This is a genomic window from Geodermatophilus sp. SYSU D00663, assembly GCF_054050655.1.
The window spans coordinates 57736-79389 of record NZ_JBJGZT010000006.1; the positions used below are offsets into that span (position 1 = coordinate 57736).

Consider the following 21654-nt stretch of genomic DNA (forward strand, 5'->3'; position numbering starts at 1 on the left):
GCGGGCCTGCGAGTGGCGGGAGGGACGGTGTCCCTCACCGCTCCGAGCGGCGGCGCTGGCGGGTCTTGGCGCCGTACATCGCGCGGTCGGCCCGGGCGATGACCTCGTCCGGCGCGGCGCCGGGCCGGCCCAGCGCCCCGCCGACGCTGACGCCGACCACCACCGGGCCGGCCGCGGTGGGCACCGGCGCGCCGACCCGCTCGCGCACCGCGGCGGCGAGGTCGTCGAGCGCGGTCTCGTCGCAGCCGGGGCGCAGGACCACGAACTCGTCCCCGCCGAACCGGGCGACGACCCCGTCGGGTCCGGCCTCCGCACACAGCCGGGCGGCGACCTCGACCAGCACCGCGTCGCCCACGGCGTGCCCGTGCACGTCGTTGACCACCTTGAACCCGTCGAGGTCGCAGAACAGGACCCCGCAGTCGCGGTCGGCCGCCGGCTCCAGGCGGGCGGTCAGCTCCTCGAAGAACGCGCCCCGGTTGAGGATCCCGGTGAGCCGGTCGGTGCGTGCCCGCTCCGACAGCACCGCCTCCCGCCGCCGCTGGTCGGTCACGTCGATGCCGACGCACGCGACCGCGTAGGGGCGGCCGTCGGCGCCGGTGAGCACGTTGTTCTGCATCGAGATCAGGCGGCGGGTGCCGTCCGCGGTCAGCCAGTCGCCCTCCTGCGGGAACGCCCGGCCGGTGGCGACGGCCCGCCCGACGGCGTCCACGGCCAGGGCGCGGTGCTCCGGCACCACCCACACGTCGGCGAACGAGCGTCCCACCAGCTCGTCGAGGGTCCGCCCGGTGAACCGCTGCAGCGCCGGGTTGGCGAGCAGGATGCGGCCCTCCCCGTCCACGACGCAGACGAGGGCGTCGGTGCCCTCCACGAACTCGTGCGCCAGCCGGGCGTCCACCCGGTCGCTACCGGACCCCGGAGGAGCCGTCCCCGCAGCCGCCGTGCACCCCGGGCCCCTCCCTCCCCGCGCCGGCGGGACCGGGCGCCCCGCACAGGCGATCACAGCACGACCTGCCGACAACCGTCGATCGGTACGGTCCCGGACCGTCCGGTTCCGTGACCGCCCCGGATCGCTCACCGTCCCCCGACACGGTCTCCCGACCCGCCGCGCGTCCCTTCCCGCCGAGATCCCTCAGCGCTAAGGTATCGACCCATGGCAGCGGCGCGCCGGGTGCGGATCGGGATCGACACCGGGGGCACGTTCACCGACGTCGTCGCCGTCGACGAGGAGACCGGCCGGACGACGACCACCAAGACGCCGTCCACCCCGGCCGACCCCGCCGAGGGCTTCCTGGCCGGCGTCCGCAAGGTGCTCGGCCTCATGGGCCTGGACGGCTCCGCGGTGACGGCGGTCAGCCACGGGACGACGGTCGCCACCAACCAGCTGCTCGAGGGCCGGCTCGACCGGATCGGGTTCGTCACCACCGAGGGCTACGAGTCGGTGCTCGAGATCGCCCGCCAGTCGGTGCCCGACGGCTACGGCAACAGCTACTTCTGGGTCAAGCCGCCGCGGATCGTCCCGGCCGACCTGGTGCGCACCGTGCGCGGGCGGCTGGACCACACCGGCGCCGAGGTCCGGCCGTTCGACGAGGACGACGCCCGCGCCGCCGCCCGCTTCTTCCGCGACGCCGGCATCACCACCATCGGCGTCTGCTTCCTGCACGCCTACGCGGACGACGCCCACGAGCGCCGCATGCTCGACGTGATCCGCGAGGAGCACCCGGACGCCGTCGTCAGCATCAGCTCGCAGGTGCTGCGCGAGTACCGCGAGTACGAGCGCTCGGTGACCACGCTCGTCGACGCCGCCGTGAAGCCGAGGGTCGGCGCCTACGTCACCAACATCCGCACCCGGCTCGACGAGATCGCGCCGGGCGTGCCCTTCTACGTCATGAAGAGCAACGGCGGCGTGCTGTCGGCCGGCGAGGTCGTGCACCAGCCGATCACCACGATGCTGTCCGGCCCCGCGGCCGGCGCCCTGGGTGCCGCGCTCATCGCCGGGACGGCGGGCTTCGACCGGGTGCTCACCTGCGACGGCGGCGGCACCTCCACCGACGTCACGGTGGTCGTCGACGGCGAGCCGGCGCTGACCACCGAGGGCTCGGTCGGCGACTACCCGAGCAAGATCCCGATGATCGACGTCGTCACCGTCGGCGCGGGCGGCGGCTCGATCGCCTGGCTGTCGCCCGAGGGCACGCTCAAGGTCGGGCCGAGGTCGGCCGGCGCCGACCCCGGCCCGATGTGCTACCCCGGTGGCGGTGACCAGCCGACGGTGACCGACGCCCACGTCGTCCTCGGCCGGATCCCCCCACACCTGCTCGGCGGCGAGATCCCGTTGTCGGTCGAGGCCGCGCGCGAGGGCCTCCAGCGGCTCGGCGGGAAGCTCGACATGGACCTCGAGCGCACCGCGACCGGGATCCTGGAGATCTCCGCCTGGAACCAGGCCAACGCGCTGCGCCAGGTGACCGTCGCCAGGGGCCTCGACGTCCGCGACTTCACGCTCACCACGTTCGGCGGCTCGGGCTCGCTGCTGGCCTGCCGGCTCATGGACGTCCTCAACCTGCCCCGCACGCTGGTGCCGCCGAACCCGGGCAACGTCAGCGCGTTCGGCCTGCTCACCGTCGACGTCCGCAACGACTACGTGCAGACCGTCGTCTCCAAGCACCTCGACCTGGACCTGGCGCGCGTGCTGGCGGTCTTCGGCGACCTCGAGGCGCAGGCGCGGACCGCCCTGGACGGTGAGGGCTTCGGGCGCGACCAGCAGCGGATGCAGCGGACCGCCGACCTGCGCTACGTGGGCCAGGCGTTCGAGGTCCGCGTCCCGGTGGCCGACGGCGAGCTCGACCGCGCCGCCGCGGAGGACGTCGCGCAGGCCTTCCACGCCGCGCACCGCCGGCTCTACGGCTACGACTTCGCCGACGACCCGCGCCAGGCCGTCGAGTGGGTCAACCTGCGCGTCAGCGGCATCGGGCCGATCCGCCGCCCGGACATCGTCCGGCTGCCCGAGCGGGAGGGCGGGACGGACCGGGCCGTCACGGGGTCGCGCCGCGTGTTCTTCGACGCCTGGGTGGACACCCCGACCTACGACCGCACCCGGCTGGGCGCCGGCGACGTGGTCAGCGGCCCGGCGATCGTCGAGGAGTTCGGCTCCACCGTCCCGGTCCACCCCGGCTTCGCCGCCACCGTCGACGCCTACGGCAACCTGCTGCTCACCAAGGAGTCGGACCGATGAGCCTCCAGAACGGCACGGTCGAGGCCGACCCGGTCCTCGTCGAGATCGTCGCCGGCACGCTGGCCGCGATCGAGAAGGAGGTCGAGACCTCCATCGGGCGCACGTCGCGCTCGCCGATGATCCGCGACGCCCACGACTTCCGCGCCGGCATCCACGACCGGCAGCTGCGCAAGCTCACCGGCCGCTCGTACTCGGCGCTCGTGCACCCGGTGGTGCGCGACTACCCGATCGAGACCATGAACGTCGGCGACGTCTTCTTCCACAACGACGTCTACCTGTCCGAGGGCGGGATCGGCCACCTGCCCGACCTGTGCGTGACCGTCCCGGTGTTCGCGGCCTCCCCGGAGACCGGCGAGCCCCGGGTGGTCGCCTTCATCCAGGCGTTCGGCCACCACGACGACATCGGCGGCGCGGTGCCCGGCTCCATGCCGAGCGCGGCCACCAGCGTGTACGAGGAGGGCCTGATGGTCCCCCCGATCAAGCTGTGGGACCGCGGCGTGCCGAACGAGTCGGCCCTGAAGATCATGACCCGCAACTCGCGGATGCCCGACTCGCTGGCCGCCGACCTCGACGCCGAGTGCTCCGCGTGCCTGGCCGGCGCCCGGCGCCTGGGCGAGCTGTTCGACCGGTACGGCGTGGCCGCCGTCGAGGCCTGCTTCGACGCGATCCTGGCCAACTCCACCGAGGTCTACCGGCGGGAGATCCTCTCGCAGATCCCCGACGGCACCTACGTCTGGGAGGACTACGCCGAGCACGACGGCGTCGAGGAGCCCAAGCTCCACCGCCAGCGGATCACGCTGACCATGGACTCCACGCGGGAGACCCCGCTGGTCATCGACTTCACCGGCACCGGCCCGCAGGCCAAGGGCCCGATCAACCACTGCGGCGACTACGCCGACGGCAACTTCCTCAAGAAGTGGCTGGCGCCGATCCTGCGCAACCTCGCCGAGACGCCCGAGCGGATGGCCGAGCTCGACGTCAACGAGGGCGTCGTCCCGCTGATCGAGATGCGCTTCCCCGAGAAGGGCACGCTGCTCACGCCGGTCTTCCCGGCGCCCACCAACGCGCGGACGTTCGTCATCCTGCGGCTGCTCGGCGTGCTGGCCGGCGTGCTGGCCAAGGCCACCGGCGGCCGGATGCCCGCCGACCAGGAGACGATCCGCTACACCGGCGTCTACGGCACCGACCTCGACGGCAACCCCTACCTCATGCGCGAGGTGCTCGGCGGCGGCTCGGGCGGGCGGTACTACGCCGACGGCGAGGACACCATCCACGTCGTCCCGGACTCGCGGAACCTGCCGACCGAGTTCACCGAGTCCCGCTTCCCGCTGCGGGTCGAGCGGCTGGGCCTGGCGCTGGACTCCGGCGGCCCGGGCCGGTACCGCGGCGGCTGCGGCTACGAGAAGCACATCCGGGTGCTGCGCGACGCGCACTTCATGTCGATCGCCGACCGCTCGATCCTGTCCTGCTGGGGTGTCAACGGCGGTCGCGCGGGACGGCCGTTCCAGGTGACCGTCGACCCCGGCGGCCCCGACGAGCACGACGTCGACGCGCTGGCCGACGCCGAACCGCTGCCGGCCGGCACGGTGGTGCGGATCCGCACCACCGGCGGCGGCGGCTGGGGCGACCCGCTGGACCGGCCCGTGGAGGAGGTCCTCCGCGACGTCGCCTGGCGCAAGGTGAGCGTCTCCGGCGCCCGCGAGGACTACGGCGTGGTCGTGCTCGAGGACGGGTCGGCCGACGAGGCTGCCACCGCCGTGCTGCGGGACGAGATGCGCGCGGCCCGCACCGGGGACGAGCCGTTCTTCGACCGCGGCCCCGGCTACGCGCTGCTCTCCGGCGGCGCGACGTCCAACGAGTTCGACGTCCTGTAGGCCGTGCTCCGGGGAGCGGGAACGGCCGTTCCCGCCACCCGGACCGCTCAGGTGACGGGGTCGGTGCTGCCGGCGCCCGGCTTGGCGCTGTCGCCGGTCTGGCCCTCGTCGCCCTGCGTGGAGGTGTCCTCCTCGACGCCCTCCGGCCGGATCGGCGTCTCCTCCAGCACCTGCTCCTCGGCCTGCTCGCGGTCGGTGCCCGGCACCTCGGTCATGGTCGGCCTCCCTGGTCGTCGTCGCGTGCCGGTCCCCTACCCCGCCACCGCCCGGGCAGGCGCGGGTTCGCCGCCGGTGAACGGGGCGTGCAGGGCCGCGGCGGTGGCCTCGTCGGCGGGGAGGAACGCCTCGACCGACAGCTCGGCCGCGGTGAGGTCGACGGCGGTGCCGAAGGTGGTCACCGTGCTGAGGAAGGACAGCACCGTGTCGCCGGCGCGGATCCGCAGCGGGACGGCGATGCCGTCGGGCGTCGAGCGGTCGGTGCCGCCGGGGAGCGCGGCCAGCTCGCGGTGCAGCGCGGCGAGCTGCGGATCGCCGGTCAGGTGCGCCTCGCGGCCCAGCCGGTGCAGGACGTGCGCCCGCCACTGCGGCAGGTTGGCGATCCGCAACGCCAGCCCCTCGGGGTGCAGGCTCAGCCGCAGCACGTTGACCGGCGGCTCGAGCAGGTGCGCGGCGGCGCCGTCGAGCAGCGGCGCCACGCTCGCGTTCGCGGTCACCAGCTCCCACGACCGGTCGACCACCAGCGCCGGGAAGGGCTCGTAGGCGGCGAGCACGAGGTCCAGCGCCCGGGTGACGGCGGCCATGTCCGGGGAGTCCAGGCCCCGGCGGCCGTAGGCGGGGGCGAAGCCGGCGGCCAGCAGCAGGTCGTTGCGCTCGCGCAGCGGCACCTCCAGCCGCTCGGCCAGCCGCAGCACCATCTCCCGGCTCGGCCGCGACCGGCCGGTCTCCAGGAAGCTCAGGTGCCGGGCGGAGACCCCGGCGTCGTTGGCCAGGTCCAGCTGGGACAGCCGGCGGCGCTGCCGCCAGCCGCGCAGCAGCTCCCCGACGTCCGGGCGCACCGCGGTGGTCACGGCGCGGACGCTAGCGACGACCGCGCCCCGCGTCGCCTACCCGCGAGGTAATCGACGCCCTTCCCCGGGAGCGCCACGGTCGTCGCCATGACGAACACCGCCATGACAACGACCGTTCCCACCCGCCGTCCCCTCGACCTGCTCCGCGTGGCGCTGCGCCTGGACGCCGTCGTCACCGGCGCCAACGGCCTGGCCTACCTGGCCGCCGCGCCGCTGCTGTCCGACCTGCTCGGCGTCCCCGCCGGGGCGCTGCGCGGGCTGGGCGCCTTCCTCGCCGTCTTCGCCGCCGGGGTCGCGCTCGTCGCCGCCCGCCCGCGCGTCCCGCGGGGCGCCGCGGAGGTCGTCGCCGGCGCCAACGCGCTGTGGGCCGCCGGCAGTGTCGTCGCCGTCGTCGCCGGCCGCTTCGACCTCACCGCCGCGGGGACGGTCTGGGTGCTCCTCCAGGCCGCCGTCGTCGCCGGGTTCGCCGCCCTGCAGCTCACCGCCCTCCGCACCCGCTGACCCCACGAGAAGGAGACCACCGTGACCGCCACGCCCGACCTCGCCGACCGCTACCTCGCCGCCTGGAACGCGACCGACCCCGCCGCGCGGCGGGCGCTGGTCGAGGCGCTGTTCACCGAGGACGTCACCTACACCGACCCGCTGGCCGACGTCGCCGGCCGCGACGGGCTGGACGCGACGATCGCCGCCGTCCAGGCGCAGTTCCCGGGCTTCGTCTTCCGGCTCGCCGGCCCCGCCGACGCCCACCACGGCCAGGTGCGTTTCACGTGGCACCTCGGTCCGGAGGGCGCCGAGCCGCCGGTCACCGGGTTCGACGTCGCCGTGACCGACGGGGACGGCCGCATCCGCACCGTGCTCGGCTTCCTCGACCGCGTGCCCTGATCTCGCGAGGGACTCAGCGCCGCCGCTGCCACCAGCGGCGGCGCTGCGGCGTGGGCGGCACCTGGGCGGCCGGCGGCTCGGGCGCCGGCGGCGGGCGGTCGCGGCGCCAGCCCTCGACCAGCGCGTCGACGTCGGCCAGGCCCGGCACCGGCGACCAGCGGCTCTCCGCCGGCCGCCGCCAGAAGGCCTCGACCCGGGCGTTGTAGTCCTCGGCGACGGCGCGCACGGCGTCCTCCGACGGCAGCGCGGCCACCCGCGCGGGCAGCTCGTCGCGCTCCCGGCGCAGCGCCAGGCCCGGCGGCAGCATGTCCGCCGGCGCCACGCCCTCGCGGCGGGCCTTGGCCACCGCCCAGTCGTAGGCGGTCTCGTTCGGGTCGAAGGCCGGCAGCGGCCTGCCGGCGCCGCGCAGCCCGGTGAAGTCGCCGCGGTCCTGGGCCTGGCCGATCTGCCGCTCGACCCAGGTCTCGAACGACACCCCGGGCGGCTTCCGCTGGGTCACCCCACCACCTCCGCCTCCATGCTCCGCCTCTGGGAGGCTGCCGTGCATGCGGACGACGGGCAGCCGGGAGGTCTACCGCAACCCGTGGATCCGGGTGCGCGAGGACACCGTGGAGCGGGTGGACGGCTCCACCGGCGTCTACTCCGTCGTCGAGAAACCGGACTTCGCCGTCGTCATCGCGGCCGAGCGGGACGGCTTCTGGCTGGTCGAGCAGTTCCGCCACCCGGTGGGCCGCCGGGCCTGGGAGTTCCCCCAGGGCACCTGGACGGCCGGCAGCAGCGGGACGGCCGAGGAGCTGGCCCGCGCCGAGCTGGCCGAGGAGACCGGGCTCCGGGCCGGCCGGCTCGAGCACCTGGGCCACGCGGACCTCGCGCCGGGGCTGTCCACCCAGGAGTTCGACGTCTGGCTCGCCACCGACCTCACGCCCGGCCCGACCGCCCGCGAGGTGACCGAGGCCGACATGGTGGCGGCGTTCACGCCGGAGGCCGAGCTGCGGGCGATGGTCCGCGACGGCCGGTTCACCGACGGCCCCTCGCTCGCCGCCTGGGCCCTGCTCCTGCTCCGCCGCAGCTGACCCCGGCCCCGCTGCCGGGGCCCGCCGCGGGCGTGCGAGCGGTGGGGGGCGGCGGGGTCCTCCGTCAGGCGGCGCGGAGGGAGCGCAGGGCGGGGGTGACGCGGGCGAGCTCGTCGAGCATCGCCTTGCCGCCGGCCTCGAGCTCGGCGTTGGGCACGAACTCGTCCTGGTCGTCGAGGAACTGCGCGAAGAACGGCACGGAGATCGCCTCGGGGACGGTGTGCAGCCGCAGCGCGCCGAGCACCGGCTTGACCGCCGACGACGCCCGCAGGCCCGCCGAGACGCCGCCGTAGGTGACCAGGCCGGCCGCCTTGTCGGCCCACTCGACCGACAGGTAGTCCAGGGCGTTCTTGAGCGACGCCGGGAAGGAGTGGTTGTACTCCGGGGTCACGAAGACGAACGCGTCGGCGCGGGACACCGTCGCGCTCCAGTCCTTCGTGTGCTGGTGGGTGTACCGCTGCAGCCGCGGGTGGTCGGGCTCGTCGAACACCGGCAGGCCCACCTCGGCGAGGTCGACCAGCTCGACGTCGAAGCCGCCGTGCTCCTGCGCGAGGCGCTGCACCCAGCGGGCGACGGCGATGCCCCGGCGGCCGGGACGGGTGCTGGCGGCGATGACCTGCAGGACGGGACGGGACACCGGGACCTCCGGGACGACGACGGGACCGACTCGTTGAGGACTCAACCGTTGTGGCGGTCAACCGCTTCCGCCCTCGTGGGTGACGAGCACCGCACCGACTCGACCCTCACGTCAGGGGAGGGTGCTGGCAGGATCGTTGCAGAGTGCACCGGCCCGACGACGCGCGCGCGTGCCCGCTCCAGCGCCCGCCTGCCCGAACGGACCCGATGTCCTGCCCTGCCCTGCGCCCGTCCCGTCCCGCCTGGCTGACCTCGGCCCGCGTCGCCCGCACCGAGGTGCTGGCCGGTCTCGTCGTCGCCCTGGCGCTCATCCCCGAGGCGATCAGCTTCTCGGTGCTCGCCGGCGTCGACCCGCAGGTGGGCCTGTTCGCCTCGTTCACCATGGCCGTCGTCATCGCGTTCACCGGCGGCCGGCCCGCGATGATCAGCGCGGCCACCGGGGCGGTCGCCCTCGTCGTCGCCCCGCTCGTGCACGACCACGGCCTGCCGTACCTGCTCGCCGCCGTCGTCCTGGGCGGGGTGTTCCAGGTGCTGCTGGCGGTGGCGGGCGTGGCCCGGCTCATGCGCTTCGTGCCGCGCAGCGTGATGGTCGGCTTCGTCAACGCGCTGGCGATCCTGATCTTCGCCGCGCAGGTGCCGCACCTGGTCGGCGTGCCGTGGCTGGTGTACCCGCTGGTCGCCGCCGGCCTGGCGGTCATCGTGCTGCTGCCGCGGCTGACCACGGCCGTCCCGGCGCCGCTGGTGGCGATCGTGCTGCTCACCGCGGTCACCGTGCTGGCCGGCTGGGACCTGCCCGACGTCGGGGACGAGGGCGCCCTGCCCGACAGCCTGCCCGGGTTCGCGCTGCCCGACGTGCCGCTGACCTGGGAGACGCTGCGGATCGTCGCGCCCTACGCGCTGGGCGTCGCCTTCGTCGGGCTCATGGAGTCGCTCATGACGGCGCGCCTGGTCGACGACCTCACCGACACCCGCTCGGACAAGACCCGCGAGTCGTGGGGCCAGGGCGTGGCCAACGTCGTCACCGGCCTGTTCGGCGGGATGGGCGGCTGCGCGATGATCGGCCAGACGATGATCAACGTGCGCTCCGGCGCCCGCACCCGGCTGTCGACCTTCCTGGCCGGGGCCCTGCTGCTCGTGCTGGTCGTCGTCCTCGGCGACGTCGTCGCGGTGATCCCCATGGCCGCGCTGGTCGCCGTCATGGTCTTCGTCTCCGCGGCCACCTTCGACTGGCACAGCCTCCGCACGCTGCCGCGGATGCCGCGCAGCGAGACGGCGGTCATGCTCGCGACCGTGGCCGTCGTCCTCGCCACGTCCAACCTGGCGATCGGCGTGGGCGTCGGGGTGCTCGTGGCGTGCGTGCTGTTCGCCCGCCGGGTGGCCCACCTGGTGCGGGTCACCTCGGACACCGCGCCCGACGGCACCCGGGTGTACCGCGTCTCCGGCGCGCTGTTCTTCGCCTCCAGCAACGACCTGCTCGACCAGTTCGACGTCGCCGGCGACCCGGACCGCGTCGTCGTCGACCTCTCCGCCGCCTCGGTCTGGGACGCCTCCACCGTGGCCACCCTCGACGCGCTCACCCAGCGGTACGCCGGGCACGGCAAGACCGTGGAGATCACCGGGCTGGACCCCCACTCGGCGGCCCGCTACGAGCGGCACTCGGGGCAACTGGCCGGGGCGCACTGATGGGACGGCTGCTGCAGATCGGCCAGGTGGCCGAGCGGACCGGGCTGAGCCTGCGCACCATCCGCTTCTACGAGGAGAGCGGCCTGGTGCTGCCCTCCGGCCGCACCGAGGGCGGCTTCCGGCTCTACGGCGAGGACGCCGTGGCCCGGCTGGAGGTGGTCAAGCGGATGAAGCCGCTGGGTCTCACCCTCGACGAGGTGCGCGAGCTGCTCACCCTGCTCGACGACCTCGCCGCCCGGCCCGGGGACACGGTGCTCACCGGCCGGCTGCGGGTGTTCCACGAGGGCGCCCTCGCGCGGGTGGAGGCGCTGCGGGCCGAGCTCGCCGTCGCCGAGGACTTCGCCGGCACGCTGGCCGCCCGGCGGGAGGCCACCCGGTAGGGCGTTACCCGATCGTGCCTGGACAGCGGGACCCCGGCCGTGCCGCCGCCCGGAGCCGTCGCGCAGGGTGGCGACCCACCCTGAACGGGTGAGTCCGCAGCTCAGGGGCCTGCGTCGGGGGCGCGCACCCCCGACGCTGTCCCGGTGCCGCTCTCCGCTCCCGGCCTGCCGGACCTGCCGCCGGACCTCGCCGGGCCGGTCGCCGTGGAGCTGGCCAGGCCGGTGCGGGACCTCCCGGTCGCGTCCGCGCTGCCCGGCGGCTGCCGCTACGAGCCCAAGTGGGACGGCTACCGGCTGGTGGTCGTCCGCGGCCGCGCCGGCACCCGGCTGTGGTCCAAGCAGGGCCGTGACCTCACCGACCGCTTCCCCGACCTCGCCGCGGCCGCGCTCGCCCAGGTCCCGGCCGGGACGGTCCTCGACGGCGAGGCCGTCGTCTGGAACGGCGAGCGGCTGGACTTCGGGCTGCTGCAGCGCCGGATGGTGACCGCCCCCTCCCGGATGGCCGCCCTGGCCGCCGCGCACCCCGCCTCCTACGTCGCCTTCGACCTGCTCGCCGCCGGCAGCGCCGACCAGCGCCGCCGGCCGTTCCGCAGCCGCCGCGCCGCCCTCGAGGAGCTCGCGCGGCGGTGGGCGCCGCCGATGCAGCTCTCGCCGGTCACCGCCGACCCGGAGGAGGCCCGCGGCTGGGCCGCGGACCTGCGCCCGCTCGGCGTCGAGGGCCTGGTCGCCAAGGGTGCGGCCACCCGGTACGCGGGCGGGCGCCGCGAGTGGCTGAAGGTCAAGTCCTGGGAGACGACGGAGGTGCTCGCCGGCGGCGTCATCGGGCCGGTCGACCGCCCGAGCCAGCTGGTCGCCGGCCGCTGGCGGGACGGGGAGCTGGTCGTCGTCGGCCGCACCGGTCCCCTCTCCCCCGCGCAGTCGGCGGAGCTGGCCGCCGTCCTCACCCCCGCCGGCGACGACCACCCCTGGCCCGAGCGGATCGGCACCGGCCGCTTCGGCGGCGGGCGGCTGTCGGTGGCACTCACCCGCGTGCAGCCGACGGCCGTCGTCGAGGTCAGCGCGGACGCCGCGCTCACCGCCGGGGTGTTCCGGCACCCGCTGCGCTACGTCCGGGTCCGCCCCGACCTGCGCCCCGCGGACGTGCCGCCCGCGGGCTAGGGCCGCTGCGGCACCCGGCCCAGCGTGACGAGGAACCGGCGCAGCAGGCAGGCCAGCTGCGCGAGCTCGTCCTCGGACAGCCCGGCCAGCAGGCCGCGCTCGGTCTCCAGGTGGTCGGGCAGGGCCGCGTCCAGCGCCGCCCGCCCGGCGTCGGTGAGCGTGACGACGACGGCCCGCCCGTCGGCCTCGCTGCGGGTGCGGGTGATCAGCCCCTTCTCCTCCAGCCGGTCCAGCCGCTGGGTGATCGCCCCGGAGGTGACCAGCGCGGTGCGCATCAGCGCCGTCGGCGTCAGCTGGTAGGGCTCCCCGGCCCGCCGGAGCGCGGCGAGGACGTCGAAGGACGGCGCGTCGAGGCCGTGCCGGGCGAAGGTGGCGCGCTGGGCGAGGTGGACCTCCCGCTGCAGCTGGGTGATCCGGCCGATGACCCCCATCGGCGAGCAGTCGAGGTCGGGACGCTCCCGGGCCCACTGCTCGAGGATGAGGTCGACCGCGTCCTCCACGCAGGTACCTCAGCAGTGAGAGAACGGCAGCGTCAAGCCGCGCCCCGCCGCGACACGGGGTCGGCCAGGCCGGCGGCCAGCCGGACGGTGAGCCCCGCGGGGCCGGGCACCAGGTCCACCGAGTCCCACAGCTTGCGGGCCAGCCACAGGCCCATGCCGCCGGCGGCGAGGTCGTCGCCGTGCGCCGGCACGAAGCCCGCGAGCGGGTCGGCGAAGCCGGTGCCGGAGTCGGTGATCGTGACCACCAGCGTGTCGCGGTCGGCCCACACGCGGGCCGAGATCGGCCGCCGGCCGTGCCGGAAGGCGTTGGCCGCCACCTCGCTCACGCCCAGGTGCAGGTCGGCGCGCTGGTCCTCGTCGGGGACGACCTCGCCGAACACCCGCCGCAGCTCTCCGCGCAGGCCGGCCAGTGCCGGCGCGCCGTCGACGGCGTACACGGGCTCCCCGGCCTCGACCGGGTCGCGGCGGAGCGCGAGCTCGCGCAGGAACTCCGCCGGCTGCCGGAACTCCGAGCTGCTCACCCGGACCCCGCCCATGACCAGCTCCGGATGGGTGCGGCGGGCACCGGCCACGACCTCGTCGGGCAGCCACCGCCGGTCGTAGAGGCACAGCGCCGTCAGCGGTGCCGTGGCGAGCAGGGCGTTGGCGGCCGACTCGTAGCGCTCGCCCTCGCGCCGGCTGCGGGCCGTGGTACCGAACTGCACCTCACCGAGGACGCGCAGCCGGCCCGAGCCGGTGGCGCGCGCCCGGTCCAGCAGCCGGCGGGTCACCACCATCGCGTCGGGTGTGCGGACACCGAGCAGGCAGATCCGCGCGTCCTCCTCCACCGCGCCGGCGCGCTCCCCGAGCGCGTCGCGGACCAGCGCGGCCGTCCGGGGGGACGCGGCGACGACGGGGAGGTCACCGTGGCGCAGCCCCTCCTCGAGGAAGGACGCGGCGACGGCGGTGGTCTCGTCGTCGGAGCGGACGAGGGCGGCGGTGTGCGAGTGGCGGACCACGGGCGCGGGCGACGGCGCGTCGTCCAGCTCCGCCTGCGTGGCGGAGACTCCCGTCCCAGGTTCCACTGGCCCCTCGACCGCCTCCGGTCCGGAACTGCTCCGGCCCATCTCCCCTGATTGTGGGACACGGTGCGGGGGGTCCGCTCGCGGGGTGCCCGGTACGCCCCCGTACGGGTGGGCCGGCGCCACTACGGCGCGGCCACCGGGACGGCGGGCACCCCGGCGAGGACGAGCACGCGGGCCGGCGCGGAGCCCTCCGCGGTGCGCACCTCGGGGACCGCGCGGCGCTGCTCGGCCAGCCGGAGCAGCTCGAGCACCAGCCCGACGCCGGCGCTGGCCAGGTAGGGCACCTGCCGCAGGTCCAGCACCACCCGTGTCCCGCCCGCGACGTCGCCGAGCGCCCGCAGCGCCTCGGCGCGCAGGGCCGGGGTGGCGGCCAGGTCGACGTCGCCGGCGAACTCCAGCCGCACGCCGCCGGGCCCCCGGTCCACGGTCAGGCTGGCCGGGCCCGCGTCGGTGCGGGCGGCGGCGCGCCGGGACACCGGCTCGTCCCGCCCGGGGCCGGCCGGGACGAAGCGGAAGCGCACCGTGGTGCCCGCGCCCTCCGTGCCGCTCGCGTCGACCGAGCGGCCCACCTCGACGTCGTCGGCCAGCGCCGAGATCAGCTCCAGCCCCCGGCCGCGGTACCCCCGGTCGGCCGGCGCCGGGCGCCACACGCCCTCGTCCCGCACGCAGACGTCGACGCTGCCGTCGGCGGTCCGCTCGAGCCGGTACTCGCAGCGGCCCTCGCCGGCGGTGGTGGCGTAGGCGTGCTCGACGGCGTTGGCCAGCGCCTCGCCGAGAGCCAGCTGCAGGTCGTCGAGGGAGTCCCCGCCCACCCCGGCCGCCCGGGCCCAGGCGGTGACGGTGCGCCGCACCCCGCGCAGCCGGGACGGGTCGGCCGGCAGCACCTCGTGCAGCGGCGGGGGGACCAGCCGGGCCGCGATGACCGCGACGTCGTCGGGGAGGGCGTCGGCGTCGAGCACCTCCGCCAGCAGCGCGCGGGTCAGCCGGCAGGGCTCGACGTCGGACAGCCGGGCCGCGGCGTCGGCGACCCGGCGCAGGCCGGTGTCCAGCGGCTCCCGGCGGCGCTCCACCAGGCCGTCGGTGTAGAGCAGCAGCGTCGTCCCGGGGGTGACCGGGGCGCTGCCCTCGGTGTAGGGCCGCCGGCCCGGGGCGCCGAGGACCGCGCCCGCGCCCTCCTCGAGGAAGGTCGCCGCGCCGTCGGCCACCAGCAGCGGCGGCGGGTGGCCGGCGCGGGCCCACCGCACGGTGCCGGCGGCCCAGTCGAGGACCAGGCAGGCCGCCGTCGAGGCCAGGGCGCCGGGCAGCCGCGCGGCGAACCGGTCCAGCAGCTCCAGCGCCTCGGCCGGGGAGCTGCCCTGCAGCAGCGCCGTGGACAGCGCGCTGCGCAGCTGCCCCATGACGGCGGCCGCCGCCGGGCCCTGCCCCACGACGTCGCCGACGGCGATCGCCACCCGGCCCCGGCCCAGCTCGACGACGTCGTACCAGTCGCCGCCGGCCGAGGTGCCCGCGGCGCCGGGCAGGTACTCCGCGGCCAGCGCCAGCCGCTCCAGCCGGGGCACCGCGGCGGGCAGCAGGCTGAGCTGGATCGTGGAGGAGATGTCCTGCTGGGCGCGGTAGAGCCGGGCCCGCTCCAGCGCCGAGGCGCACTGCTCGGCGACGGCCAGGAGCATGCCGCGCTCGACGGCCGGGAACCGCTGGGCGGCCGGCGCGCCAACGCCGACGACGCCGACGACGCGGCCGGCGACCAGCAGCGGCAGCGCGACCACCGCGCCGGGACCGCCGGGCGGGGGCGCGGTGTCCGGCGAGGCGGCGGTGTCCTCGATCCACACCGCCCGCCGCTCCGCGGCCGCCCGGGTGACCGCCAGCGACGCGCTGAGCGGGACCTCCGACCACTGCTGCGCGTCCTGGTCCGCGGCGTTGCTCCACAGCAGGCGCAGCGCCCGGCGGGCGTCGTCGATCTCGTAGACGCCCACGGAGCTGCCCCGGCCGGCCAGGACCTCGACGTGCCGGGCCGCCGCCTCGGCGACCTCCACCGGCGTGGTGGCGGCCGACAGCTCGGCGGTGACGCGCTGCAGCAGCCCCAGCCGGCGGGCGGTGGCCCGCTCGTCGGCCAGCAGCAGCGCGTTGTCCAGGGCCAGCGCGGACCGGGTGGCGATCTCCTCGGCCAGCGCGCGGTCGTCGTCGTGGAACGGCGGGGCGTCGTCGCGGCGGCCCATCGCCAGCACCGCGCGCACCCGGCCGCGGACGGTGAGCGGCACGACCAGCGCCGAGCGGAGGTCCAGCCGGACGCCGCCGTCCCCCACCCCGGACAGGCGCGGCCGCAGCACCGGCTCCCCGGTCTCGAGCACCTCGCGGCCCAGGCCGCCGTGCGGCTCCAGCCCGGCGAGCTCCACGCGGACGTCGCCGTCGACGCCGGCGCGCCCGGCGTAGCGCAACCGCCCGTCCTCGCCGACCACGCGGACGGTGCAGACGTCGGCCAGGCGCCGGTCGACCAGCAGCCGCGCGAGGCCCGCCAGCTGCCGCTCGGCCTCGGTCTCGCGGTCCAGCGCCGTGCCGACCTCGGCGAGCAGGGTCTGCCGCTCGGTCTCCCGGTACCGGGCGTTGATGTCGGTGCAGCTGCCCACCCAGCCGCCGGCGGTGCCGCCGATCGGCACGGCGCGCTCGAGCAGCCAGTGGTAGGCGCCGTCGGCGCGGCGGAGCCGGAACTCGACCTCCCAGCCCTCCCCGGCGGCGACCGCGGCGGCCACGGTGCCGGCGTACCGCTGCGCGTCCTGCGGGTGCAGCCCGGACCGCCAGCCCTCGCCGAGCTCCTCCTCGACCGCGCGGCCGGTGAACGCCGTCCACCCGGCGTTGAGGAACTGCCGCCGGCCGTCGTCGCCGGCGACCCAGATCAGCGCCGGCGCGAGGTCGGCCATCGTGGTGAACCGCTCCTCCGCCTCCCGGCGGGCGCGGCCGAGCTGCAGGTGGGCGTCGACGCGGGCGAGCAGCTCCTGCGCGGAGAACGGCTTGACCAGGTAGTCGTCGGCGCCGGCGGCCAGGCCCTCGACGGCGGCCTCCTGTCCGGCGCGGGCGGAGAGCAGGACCACCGGCACGCGGGAGGTGCGGGCGTCGGCGCGCAGCGCGGCCAGCAGCTGCATGCCGTCCAGCCGCGGCATCATCACGTCGCTGACGACGAGGTCCGGCGGGTCGGCCAGGGCCGCCTCCAGCGCCGCCTGCCCGTCGCCGACCGCGCGGACCTCGTGCAGCGGCGCGAGCAGCCGCACGACGTAGTCGCGCATGTCGGCGTTGTCGTCGGCGACCAGGACCCGGCCGGCGCGGCCGCCCTGCGCGCCGGGTGCCGCCGCGGGGGCGTCGTCGGACTCCCCCGGCAGCCAGCGCAGCGCCTCGGCGACGAACGGGGTGGCGCCGGGCGAGATCGCCGGCGCCTCGGCCGCCGCGGGGGCGAGGCGGTCGGCGGGCAGGTGCGCGGTGCCCAGCGGCACGCGGACGGTGAAGACGGTGCCGACGTCGGGCGCGCTCTCCACCTCGATCGACCCGCCGTGCAGGCCGACCAGCTCGCGGACCATCGCCAGCCCGATGCCGCTGCCCTCCCCGGACCGGCTGCGCGCCCCGGAGACGCGGGAGAACCGCTCGAACAGCCGCGGCAGCTCCGCGGCGGGGATGCCGGTGCCGGTGTCGGCGACGGTGAGGACGGCGGTGCCGTCGTCCTCCCGCAGCCGCACGGTGATGCCGCCCGCGAAGGTGAACTTCAGCGCGTTGGAGAGCAGGTTGAGGACGACCTTCTCCCACATGTCCCGGTCCACGTGCACCGGCTGGGACAGCGGCGGGGTGTCGACGGTGAGCCGCAGGCCGGCCCGGTCGACGGCGGAGCGGAAGACGCTGGCCAGCTCCGCGGTGGTCGCGGCGAGGTCGACCGGCTCGAACCGGGCGTCGATGCGGCCGGCCTGGATGCGGGAGAAGTCGAGCAGGGTGTTGACCAGCTTCTGCAACCGCAGCGCGTTGCGCTCCACGACCTCGAGCTCCTCGGCGACCCGCGGGTCGGCCGTGAGCACCGGGGAGGACCGCAGCTCGGCGACCGGGCCCATGATCAGCGTCAGCGGCGTGCGGAACTCGTGGCTGACGTTGCTGAAGAAGTCGGTCTTGGCGCGGTCCAGCTCGGCGAGGGCCTCCGCGCGCCGCCGCTCGGCCGCGTGGCTGCCCGCGTTGGCCAGGCCCGAGGCGATCTGGCCGGCGACCAGCTCGAGGAATCCGGTGTAGGCCCCGTCGAGGACGCGGTGCGGGTTGAGGCCGACGACCAGGAAGCCGGCGACGCCGGCGGCGTCGGGCAGCGGGGAGGAGATCGGCACGGCCAGCGCCTGCACCGGCGGGCGGTCCCAGGCGCCGGTCGGCAGGCCGGGGAGGCGGTCCAGGCCGTCGACGACGACCTGCTCGCCCGCGCGCAGCCGGGACAGCGGCCACACCGCGTCGTCGGCGAGCGTCCCCGGCGCCGCGGCCGAGCCCGGCGTCAGCCCGGTGGCGGTGCCCAGGCGGGCGGTGCCGTCCTCGTCGACCAGGTAGGTGGCGGAGAAGGGCAGGTCGGCGTCGTTGCGGGCGAGCTGCTCGCCGACGGCGGCCAGCACGTCGGCCTCGGTGCGCGTGGCGGCCACCGCCGTCGCGAGGTCGCGCAGGCTGGCCATCCGCCGCTCGGCCAGCACCCGGTCGGTGTTCTCGGTGACGACGCAGAGCATCCCGGCCGTGCGGCCGTCGTCGTCGGCGACCGGGCTGTAGGAGAAGGTGTGGTAGGTCTCCTCCCGGTAGCCGCTGCGCTCGAGGAACAGCAGCAGGTCCTCGTCCCAGGTGGCGATCCCGGTCTCGAGGACCGACCCGATCCGGGGGCCGATGTCGTCCCAGATCTCCGCCCACACCTCGGACGCCGGGCGGCCCAGCGCCCACGGGTGCTTCCCCTGCAGGGTGTCCCGCTGGTAGGCGTCGTTGTAGAGGAACGAGAGCTCGGGACCCCAGGCGGCCCACATGGAGAACCGCGACGTGAGGACGATCCGGACGAGGTTGCGCAGCGCCGACGGCCACCGCTCGGGCGGTCCGAACGGCGTGCCGGACCAGTCGCGAGCGGCCATCTCCCGGCCCACCTCGCCACCGCCGGAGAAGAGCGAGGCGAGCGCGTCCTCGGTCACCGCGCCACCACGGAGGGCAGCCTAGGCGCTGCTCCCGGGACCCGCCGCGCCCCGCCCGGCCAGGGCGTCGAGGGCGGCGCGGTCCAGCCCCGTCGCGGCGGCGGCCTCGGCCGGGTCGACGGCGCCGCAGTCCAGGCCGCGCAGCACCACGCCGGCCAGCGCGCGGGCGGTGGCCGGCTCGTCGAGGACCCCGCCGTCGACCCGCTCGACGTAGGCCGTCAGCCGCGCGGCCGCGGCCGGCAGGGCGCCGCGAAAGAAGGCGTAGGTGGCCGCGTACCGGGTGACCAGTTGCGCGGGGTGCAGGTCCCAGCCCTGGTGGAGGCCGCGCTCCAGCGCCCGGCGGACCAGCCCGGCGTGCACCCGCCAGCCGGCGTGGACCTGCTCGCGGGAGCCGACGGGGAGGACGTTGGTGGAGCCGTCGACCGCCCGGGCGCCGGTCCCGGCGACGGCGACCTGCATGAGCTGCTTGGCGAGGTCGAGCGCCGGGTGGTCGGAGGACTGGTGCGCCGCCGCGATGCCCAGCGCCGCGCTGTAGTCGTAGGTGCCGTGGTGCAGGCCGGTCAGCCGCGGGCCGGCGGCGTGCACCATCCGCGCGAGGGTCACCGCGCCGTCGGCGCCGAGCACCGCCTGTGGGGTCTCCACCTGCAGCTCGAGGTCCAGGGCGACGCCGTGCGCGGCCTCCAGCGCGTCGAGGACGGGCAGGAAGGCCCGCACCTGCTCGACGTCGGTCACCTTCGGGAGGGTGACGGTGGCCCGCGGAGCGCTGACGGCGGAGAGGAACAGGTCGAGGGAGCGGACGCCGCGGCGGCGGGTGGGTCCCTCCAGCGACTTGGCCCGGATGCCCACCGACGGCGGCGCCGTCCCGGCGTCGAGGTCGCCGGCCACGGCCTCGGCCGCGCGCAGGACGTCGCCGTCCTCGGCGTCGGGCCGGCCGCGGTAACCGTCCTCGGCGTCGACCCGCAGGTCCTCGACCGGCTCGGCGACGAGCTTGGCGCGCACCCGGGGCAGCACCTGCTCGAGCAGCGCGGCGTCGTAACCGAGGTCGGGCAGGCCGTGCTCGTCGAGCGCGGCCAGCGCCGCGGCGCCCCAGGCGGCGGCCAGGCCCGGGACGACGGCGTCGGCGGGCACGTAGCAGGTGTGCACCGGCTGCCTCCCCGGCCGCTCGCCGGGGTACGCGGCCGTGCGGGCGGCGTCGACGGGTGCCAGGCGGCGGTCCAGCTCGGCGTAGACGTCCTCGCCCAGGGTCACGGCGCAGCTCGGATCGGTTCGGCCGCCGTGCAGGGGCCCGTCGCGAGCTCGCGAGTGTCGGGGGGCACGGGGGTCTTCAATCGATGAGCTCGTAGGCGGGGAGGGTGAGGAAGTCGGGGAACTCGTCGGCCAGCGCGACCTGCTCGAACAGCCGCCGCGCGTCGTCGAGGCGCGGCAGCTCGCCGATCCCCTCGACCTCCTCGGCGACGACGCGGCGCACCAGCTCCCCGGTCACCGTCTCGCCGGTGTCGAGCTCCACCCCGGCGTGCACCCACTGCCACACCTGCGAGCGGCTGATCTCGGCGGTGGCGGCGTCCTCCATGAGCCCGTGGATGCCGACGGCGCCGTTGCCGCCCAGCCACGCGGCCAGGTAGCGGATCGCCACCTCGACGTCGGCCCGCAGCCCGGCCATCGTGCGCCCGCCGGGGACGCCGGCGACGTCGAGCAGCTGCGCCGCGGTCACCGACACCTCGGGGCGCTGCCGGTCGAGCTGGTTCGGGCGGTCGCCGAGGACGGCGTCGAAGGCCTCGCGGCAGACCGGCACCAGGTCGGGGTGGGCCACCCAGGACCCGTCGAAGCCGTCGCCGGCCTCGCGGGTCTTGTCCTCGCGGACCTTCGCCAGCGCCCGCTCGTTGGCCTCGGCGTCGCGCCGCGAGGGGATGGCCGCGGCCATGCCGCCGATGGCCACGGCGCCGCGGCGGTGGCAGACGGCGACGAGCTGGTCGGTGTAGGCGCGCATCATCGGCGCGGTCATGGTGACGGCGCCCCGGTCGGGCAGCACGAAGTCCGGACCGGCCTCCCGGAAGACCTTGATGACGCTGAACAGGTAGTCCCAGCGCCCGGCGTTGAGGCCGGTGGCGTGACTGCCCAGCGCGTGCAGCATCTCCTCCATCTCGAAGGCCGCCGGGATGGTCTCGATCAGCATCGTGGCGCGGATCGAGCCCTCGGGGATCCCGAGCACCTGCTCGGCGTGGTCGAACACGAGCCTCCACAGCCCGGCCTCGAGCCGGCCCTCCATCTTCGGGAGGTAGAGGTACGGCCCGCTGCCGCGGGACAGCTGCTCGGCGGCGTTGTGGAACAGGTACAGCCCGGCGTCGACCAGCGCGCCGACGGCGGGCTGCCCGTCGACGAGCAGGTGCCGCTCGGGCAGGTGCCAGCCGCGCGGGCGGGGCACGATCGTCGGCAGGTCGCCGTCCTCGCGCAGCCGGTACTCCCGGCCCTCGGGCGTGGTGAACGCCAGCTGCCGGCGGACGGCGTCGCGGAGCACCAGCTGGCCGCCGACGACGTTGCGCCAGTGCGGGGTGTTGGCGTCCTCGAGGTCGGCCAGCCACACGTTCGCGCCGCAGTTGAGCGCGTTGACCGCCATCTTCGGCTCGGTCGGGCCGGTGATCTCGACGCGGCGGTCGACCAGGCCGGGCGGCGGCGGGGGCACCCGCCAGTCGCCGTCGCGGATCTCCGCGGTCTCCGGGCGGAAGTCCAGCCAGCGGGCGGCGGCGATCTCGGCGCGGCGGGTGGCGCGGGCGGCGAGCAGCGCGTCGCGCTGCGGGCCGAACCGGCGCTGGAGGTCGGCGACGAACTCCAGCGCCTCGGGTGTCAGCACCTCCCCGGACCGCTCGACGTCGGGGCCCTCCACGCGCACTCCGCTGGTGTCGAGGCTCACCGCTGGTCCCCTCTGCCGGCCGGGATGGGCTG

Annotated in this window: 18 protein-coding genes; 8 read left to right on the plus strand and 10 right to left on the minus strand. The window is 76.3% G+C overall.

Going from position 1 to position 21654, the window contains the following annotated elements:
* Positions 1-34 precede the first annotated feature (34 nt).
* Positions 35-895, minus strand: coding sequence for a GGDEF domain-containing protein (locus ACI79Z_RS06250; RefSeq protein ID WP_387991205.1), 861 nt, complete (start codon positions 893-895; stop codon positions 35-37).
* 255 nt (positions 896-1150) lie between these two features.
* On the opposite strand from ACI79Z_RS06250, the gene ACI79Z_RS06255 reads away from it, so the two are divergent.
* Together ACI79Z_RS06255 and ACI79Z_RS06260 are read left to right on the plus strand one after the other, a co-directional pair.
* A complete protein-coding gene (locus tag ACI79Z_RS06255; protein ID WP_456902067.1) occupies positions 1151-3226 on the plus strand; it encodes a hydantoinase/oxoprolinase family protein in 2076 nt (691 codons plus the stop codon).
* Positions 3223-5100: a hydantoinase B/oxoprolinase family protein gene (locus ACI79Z_RS06260; RefSeq protein WP_456902068.1), complete on the plus strand. Its 1878-nt coding sequence runs from the start codon at positions 3223-3225 to the stop codon at positions 5098-5100. The genes ACI79Z_RS06255 and ACI79Z_RS06260 overlap by 4 nt, the downstream gene beginning before the upstream one ends.
* Positions 5101-5147: 47 nt before the next feature.
* Here ACI79Z_RS06260 and ACI79Z_RS06265 read toward each other — a convergent pair whose 3' ends face one another.
* Positions 5148-5315: a hypothetical protein gene (locus tag ACI79Z_RS06265; protein WP_387991213.1), complete on the minus strand. Its 168-nt coding sequence runs from the start codon at positions 5313-5315 to the stop codon at positions 5148-5150.
* 36 nt (positions 5316-5351) lie between these two features.
* Positions 5352-6167 (minus strand): helix-turn-helix domain-containing protein, encoded by an 816-nt coding sequence (locus tag ACI79Z_RS06270; RefSeq protein WP_456902069.1) that lies wholly within the window; start codon positions 6165-6167, stop codon positions 5352-5354.
* A gap of 102 nt (positions 6168-6269) precedes the next feature.
* Between ACI79Z_RS06270 and ACI79Z_RS06275 the strand changes: the two genes are divergently transcribed.
* Both ACI79Z_RS06275 and ACI79Z_RS06280 read left to right on the plus strand, forming a co-directional pair.
* The gene (locus ACI79Z_RS06275; RefSeq protein ID WP_456902070.1) at positions 6270-6668 is read left to right on the plus strand and encodes a hypothetical protein; all 399 of its coding nucleotides are present in this window, start codon (positions 6270-6272) and stop codon (positions 6666-6668) included.
* A 21-nt stretch (positions 6669-6689) separates the two neighbouring features.
* Positions 6690-7049, plus strand: a complete 360-nt coding sequence (locus tag ACI79Z_RS06280; protein ID WP_387991221.1) for a nuclear transport factor 2 family protein — start codon at positions 6690-6692, stop codon at positions 7047-7049.
* 13 nt (positions 7050-7062) lie between these two features.
* Here ACI79Z_RS06280 and ACI79Z_RS06285 read toward each other — a convergent pair whose 3' ends face one another.
* Positions 7063-7548, minus strand: coding sequence for a DnaJ family domain-containing protein (locus tag ACI79Z_RS06285; RefSeq protein WP_387991224.1), 486 nt, complete (start codon positions 7546-7548; stop codon positions 7063-7065).
* A 46-nt stretch (positions 7549-7594) separates the two neighbouring features.
* On the opposite strand from ACI79Z_RS06285, the gene ACI79Z_RS06290 reads away from it, so the two are divergent.
* Entirely contained in the window at positions 7595-8122 is a 528-nt protein-coding gene (locus tag ACI79Z_RS06290; protein WP_387991226.1) for an NUDIX domain-containing protein, read from the plus strand.
* 64 nt (positions 8123-8186) lie between these two features.
* Here the strand turns inward: ACI79Z_RS06290 and ACI79Z_RS06295 are convergent, their stop codons facing one another.
* Positions 8187-8759, minus strand: a complete 573-nt coding sequence (locus ACI79Z_RS06295) for an NADPH-dependent FMN reductase (protein ID WP_456902071.1) — start codon at positions 8757-8759, stop codon at positions 8187-8189.
* A gap of 206 nt (positions 8760-8965) precedes the next feature.
* Between ACI79Z_RS06295 and ACI79Z_RS06300 the strand changes: the two genes are divergently transcribed.
* The 3 genes from ACI79Z_RS06300 (at position 8966) to ACI79Z_RS06310 (ending at position 11979) form a co-directional block, all read left to right on the plus strand.
* Entirely contained in the window at positions 8966-10441 is a 1476-nt protein-coding gene (locus tag ACI79Z_RS06300; RefSeq protein ID WP_456902072.1) for a SulP family inorganic anion transporter, read from the plus strand.
* Positions 10441-10821: a MerR family transcriptional regulator gene (locus ACI79Z_RS06305; protein WP_456902073.1), complete on the plus strand. Its 381-nt coding sequence runs from the start codon at positions 10441-10443 to the stop codon at positions 10819-10821. The genes ACI79Z_RS06300 and ACI79Z_RS06305 overlap by 1 nt, the downstream gene beginning before the upstream one ends.
* Before the next feature lie 144 nt (positions 10822-10965).
* A complete protein-coding gene (locus ACI79Z_RS06310) occupies positions 10966-11979 on the plus strand; it encodes an ATP-dependent DNA ligase (RefSeq protein WP_456902074.1) in 1014 nt (337 codons plus the stop codon).
* Here the strand turns inward: ACI79Z_RS06310 and ACI79Z_RS06315 are convergent.
* From ACI79Z_RS06315 to aceB, 5 genes are all read right to left on the minus strand, one after another.
* Positions 11976-12479, minus strand: coding sequence for a MarR family winged helix-turn-helix transcriptional regulator (locus ACI79Z_RS06315; protein ID WP_387991241.1), 504 nt, complete (start codon positions 12477-12479; stop codon positions 11976-11978). The genes ACI79Z_RS06310 and ACI79Z_RS06315 overlap by 4 nt on opposite strands.
* A gap of 32 nt (positions 12480-12511) precedes the next feature.
* Positions 12512-13477: an anti-sigma factor RsbA family regulatory protein gene (locus ACI79Z_RS06320; RefSeq protein ID WP_387991244.1), complete on the minus strand. Its 966-nt coding sequence runs from the start codon at positions 13475-13477 to the stop codon at positions 12512-12514.
* A 188-nt stretch (positions 13478-13665) separates the two neighbouring features.
* Complete coding sequence (locus tag ACI79Z_RS06325; protein WP_456902075.1) at positions 13666-18714, minus strand: SpoIIE family protein phosphatase; 5049 nt, start codon at positions 18712-18714, stop codon at positions 13666-13668.
* Between the two features lie 21 nt (positions 18715-18735).
* The gene (locus tag ACI79Z_RS06330; RefSeq protein ID WP_456902077.1) at positions 18736-19962 is read right to left on the minus strand and encodes a DUF6986 family protein; all 1227 of its coding nucleotides are present in this window, start codon (positions 19960-19962) and stop codon (positions 18736-18738) included.
* A gap of 76 nt (positions 19963-20038) precedes the next feature.
* The gene (gene aceB / locus ACI79Z_RS06335; RefSeq protein ID WP_456902078.1) at positions 20039-21622 is read right to left on the minus strand and encodes a malate synthase A; all 1584 of its coding nucleotides are present in this window, start codon (positions 21620-21622) and stop codon (positions 20039-20041) included.
* Positions 21623-21654: the final 32 nt, after the last annotated feature.

What these genes read in the sequence shown, in the direction of transcription:
- ACI79Z_RS06290 (WP_387991226.1), top strand. Translation starts at nt 7,595, where the DNA reads ATGCGGACGACGGGCAGCCGGGAGGTCTACCGCAACCCGTGGATCCGG.
- ACI79Z_RS06305 (WP_456902073.1), top strand. Translation starts at nt 10,441, where the DNA reads ATGGGACGGCTGCTGCAGATCGGCCAGGTGGCCGAGCGGACCGGGCTG.
- ACI79Z_RS06300 (WP_456902072.1), top strand. Translation starts at nt 8,966, where the DNA reads ATGTCCTGCCCTGCCCTGCGCCCGTCCCGTCCCGCCTGGCTGACCTCG.
- ACI79Z_RS06275 (WP_456902070.1), top strand. Translation starts at nt 6,270, where the DNA reads ATGACAACGACCGTTCCCACCCGCCGTCCCCTCGACCTGCTCCGCGTG.
- ACI79Z_RS06255 (WP_456902067.1), top strand. Translation starts at nt 1,151, where the DNA reads ATGGCAGCGGCGCGCCGGGTGCGGATCGGGATCGACACCGGGGGCACG.
- ACI79Z_RS06260 (WP_456902068.1), top strand. Translation starts at nt 3,223, where the DNA reads ATGAGCCTCCAGAACGGCACGGTCGAGGCCGACCCGGTCCTCGTCGAG.
- ACI79Z_RS06265 (WP_387991213.1), bottom strand. Translation starts at nt 5,315, where the DNA reads ATGACCGAGGTGCCGGGCACCGACCGCGAGCAGGCCGAGGAGCAGGTG.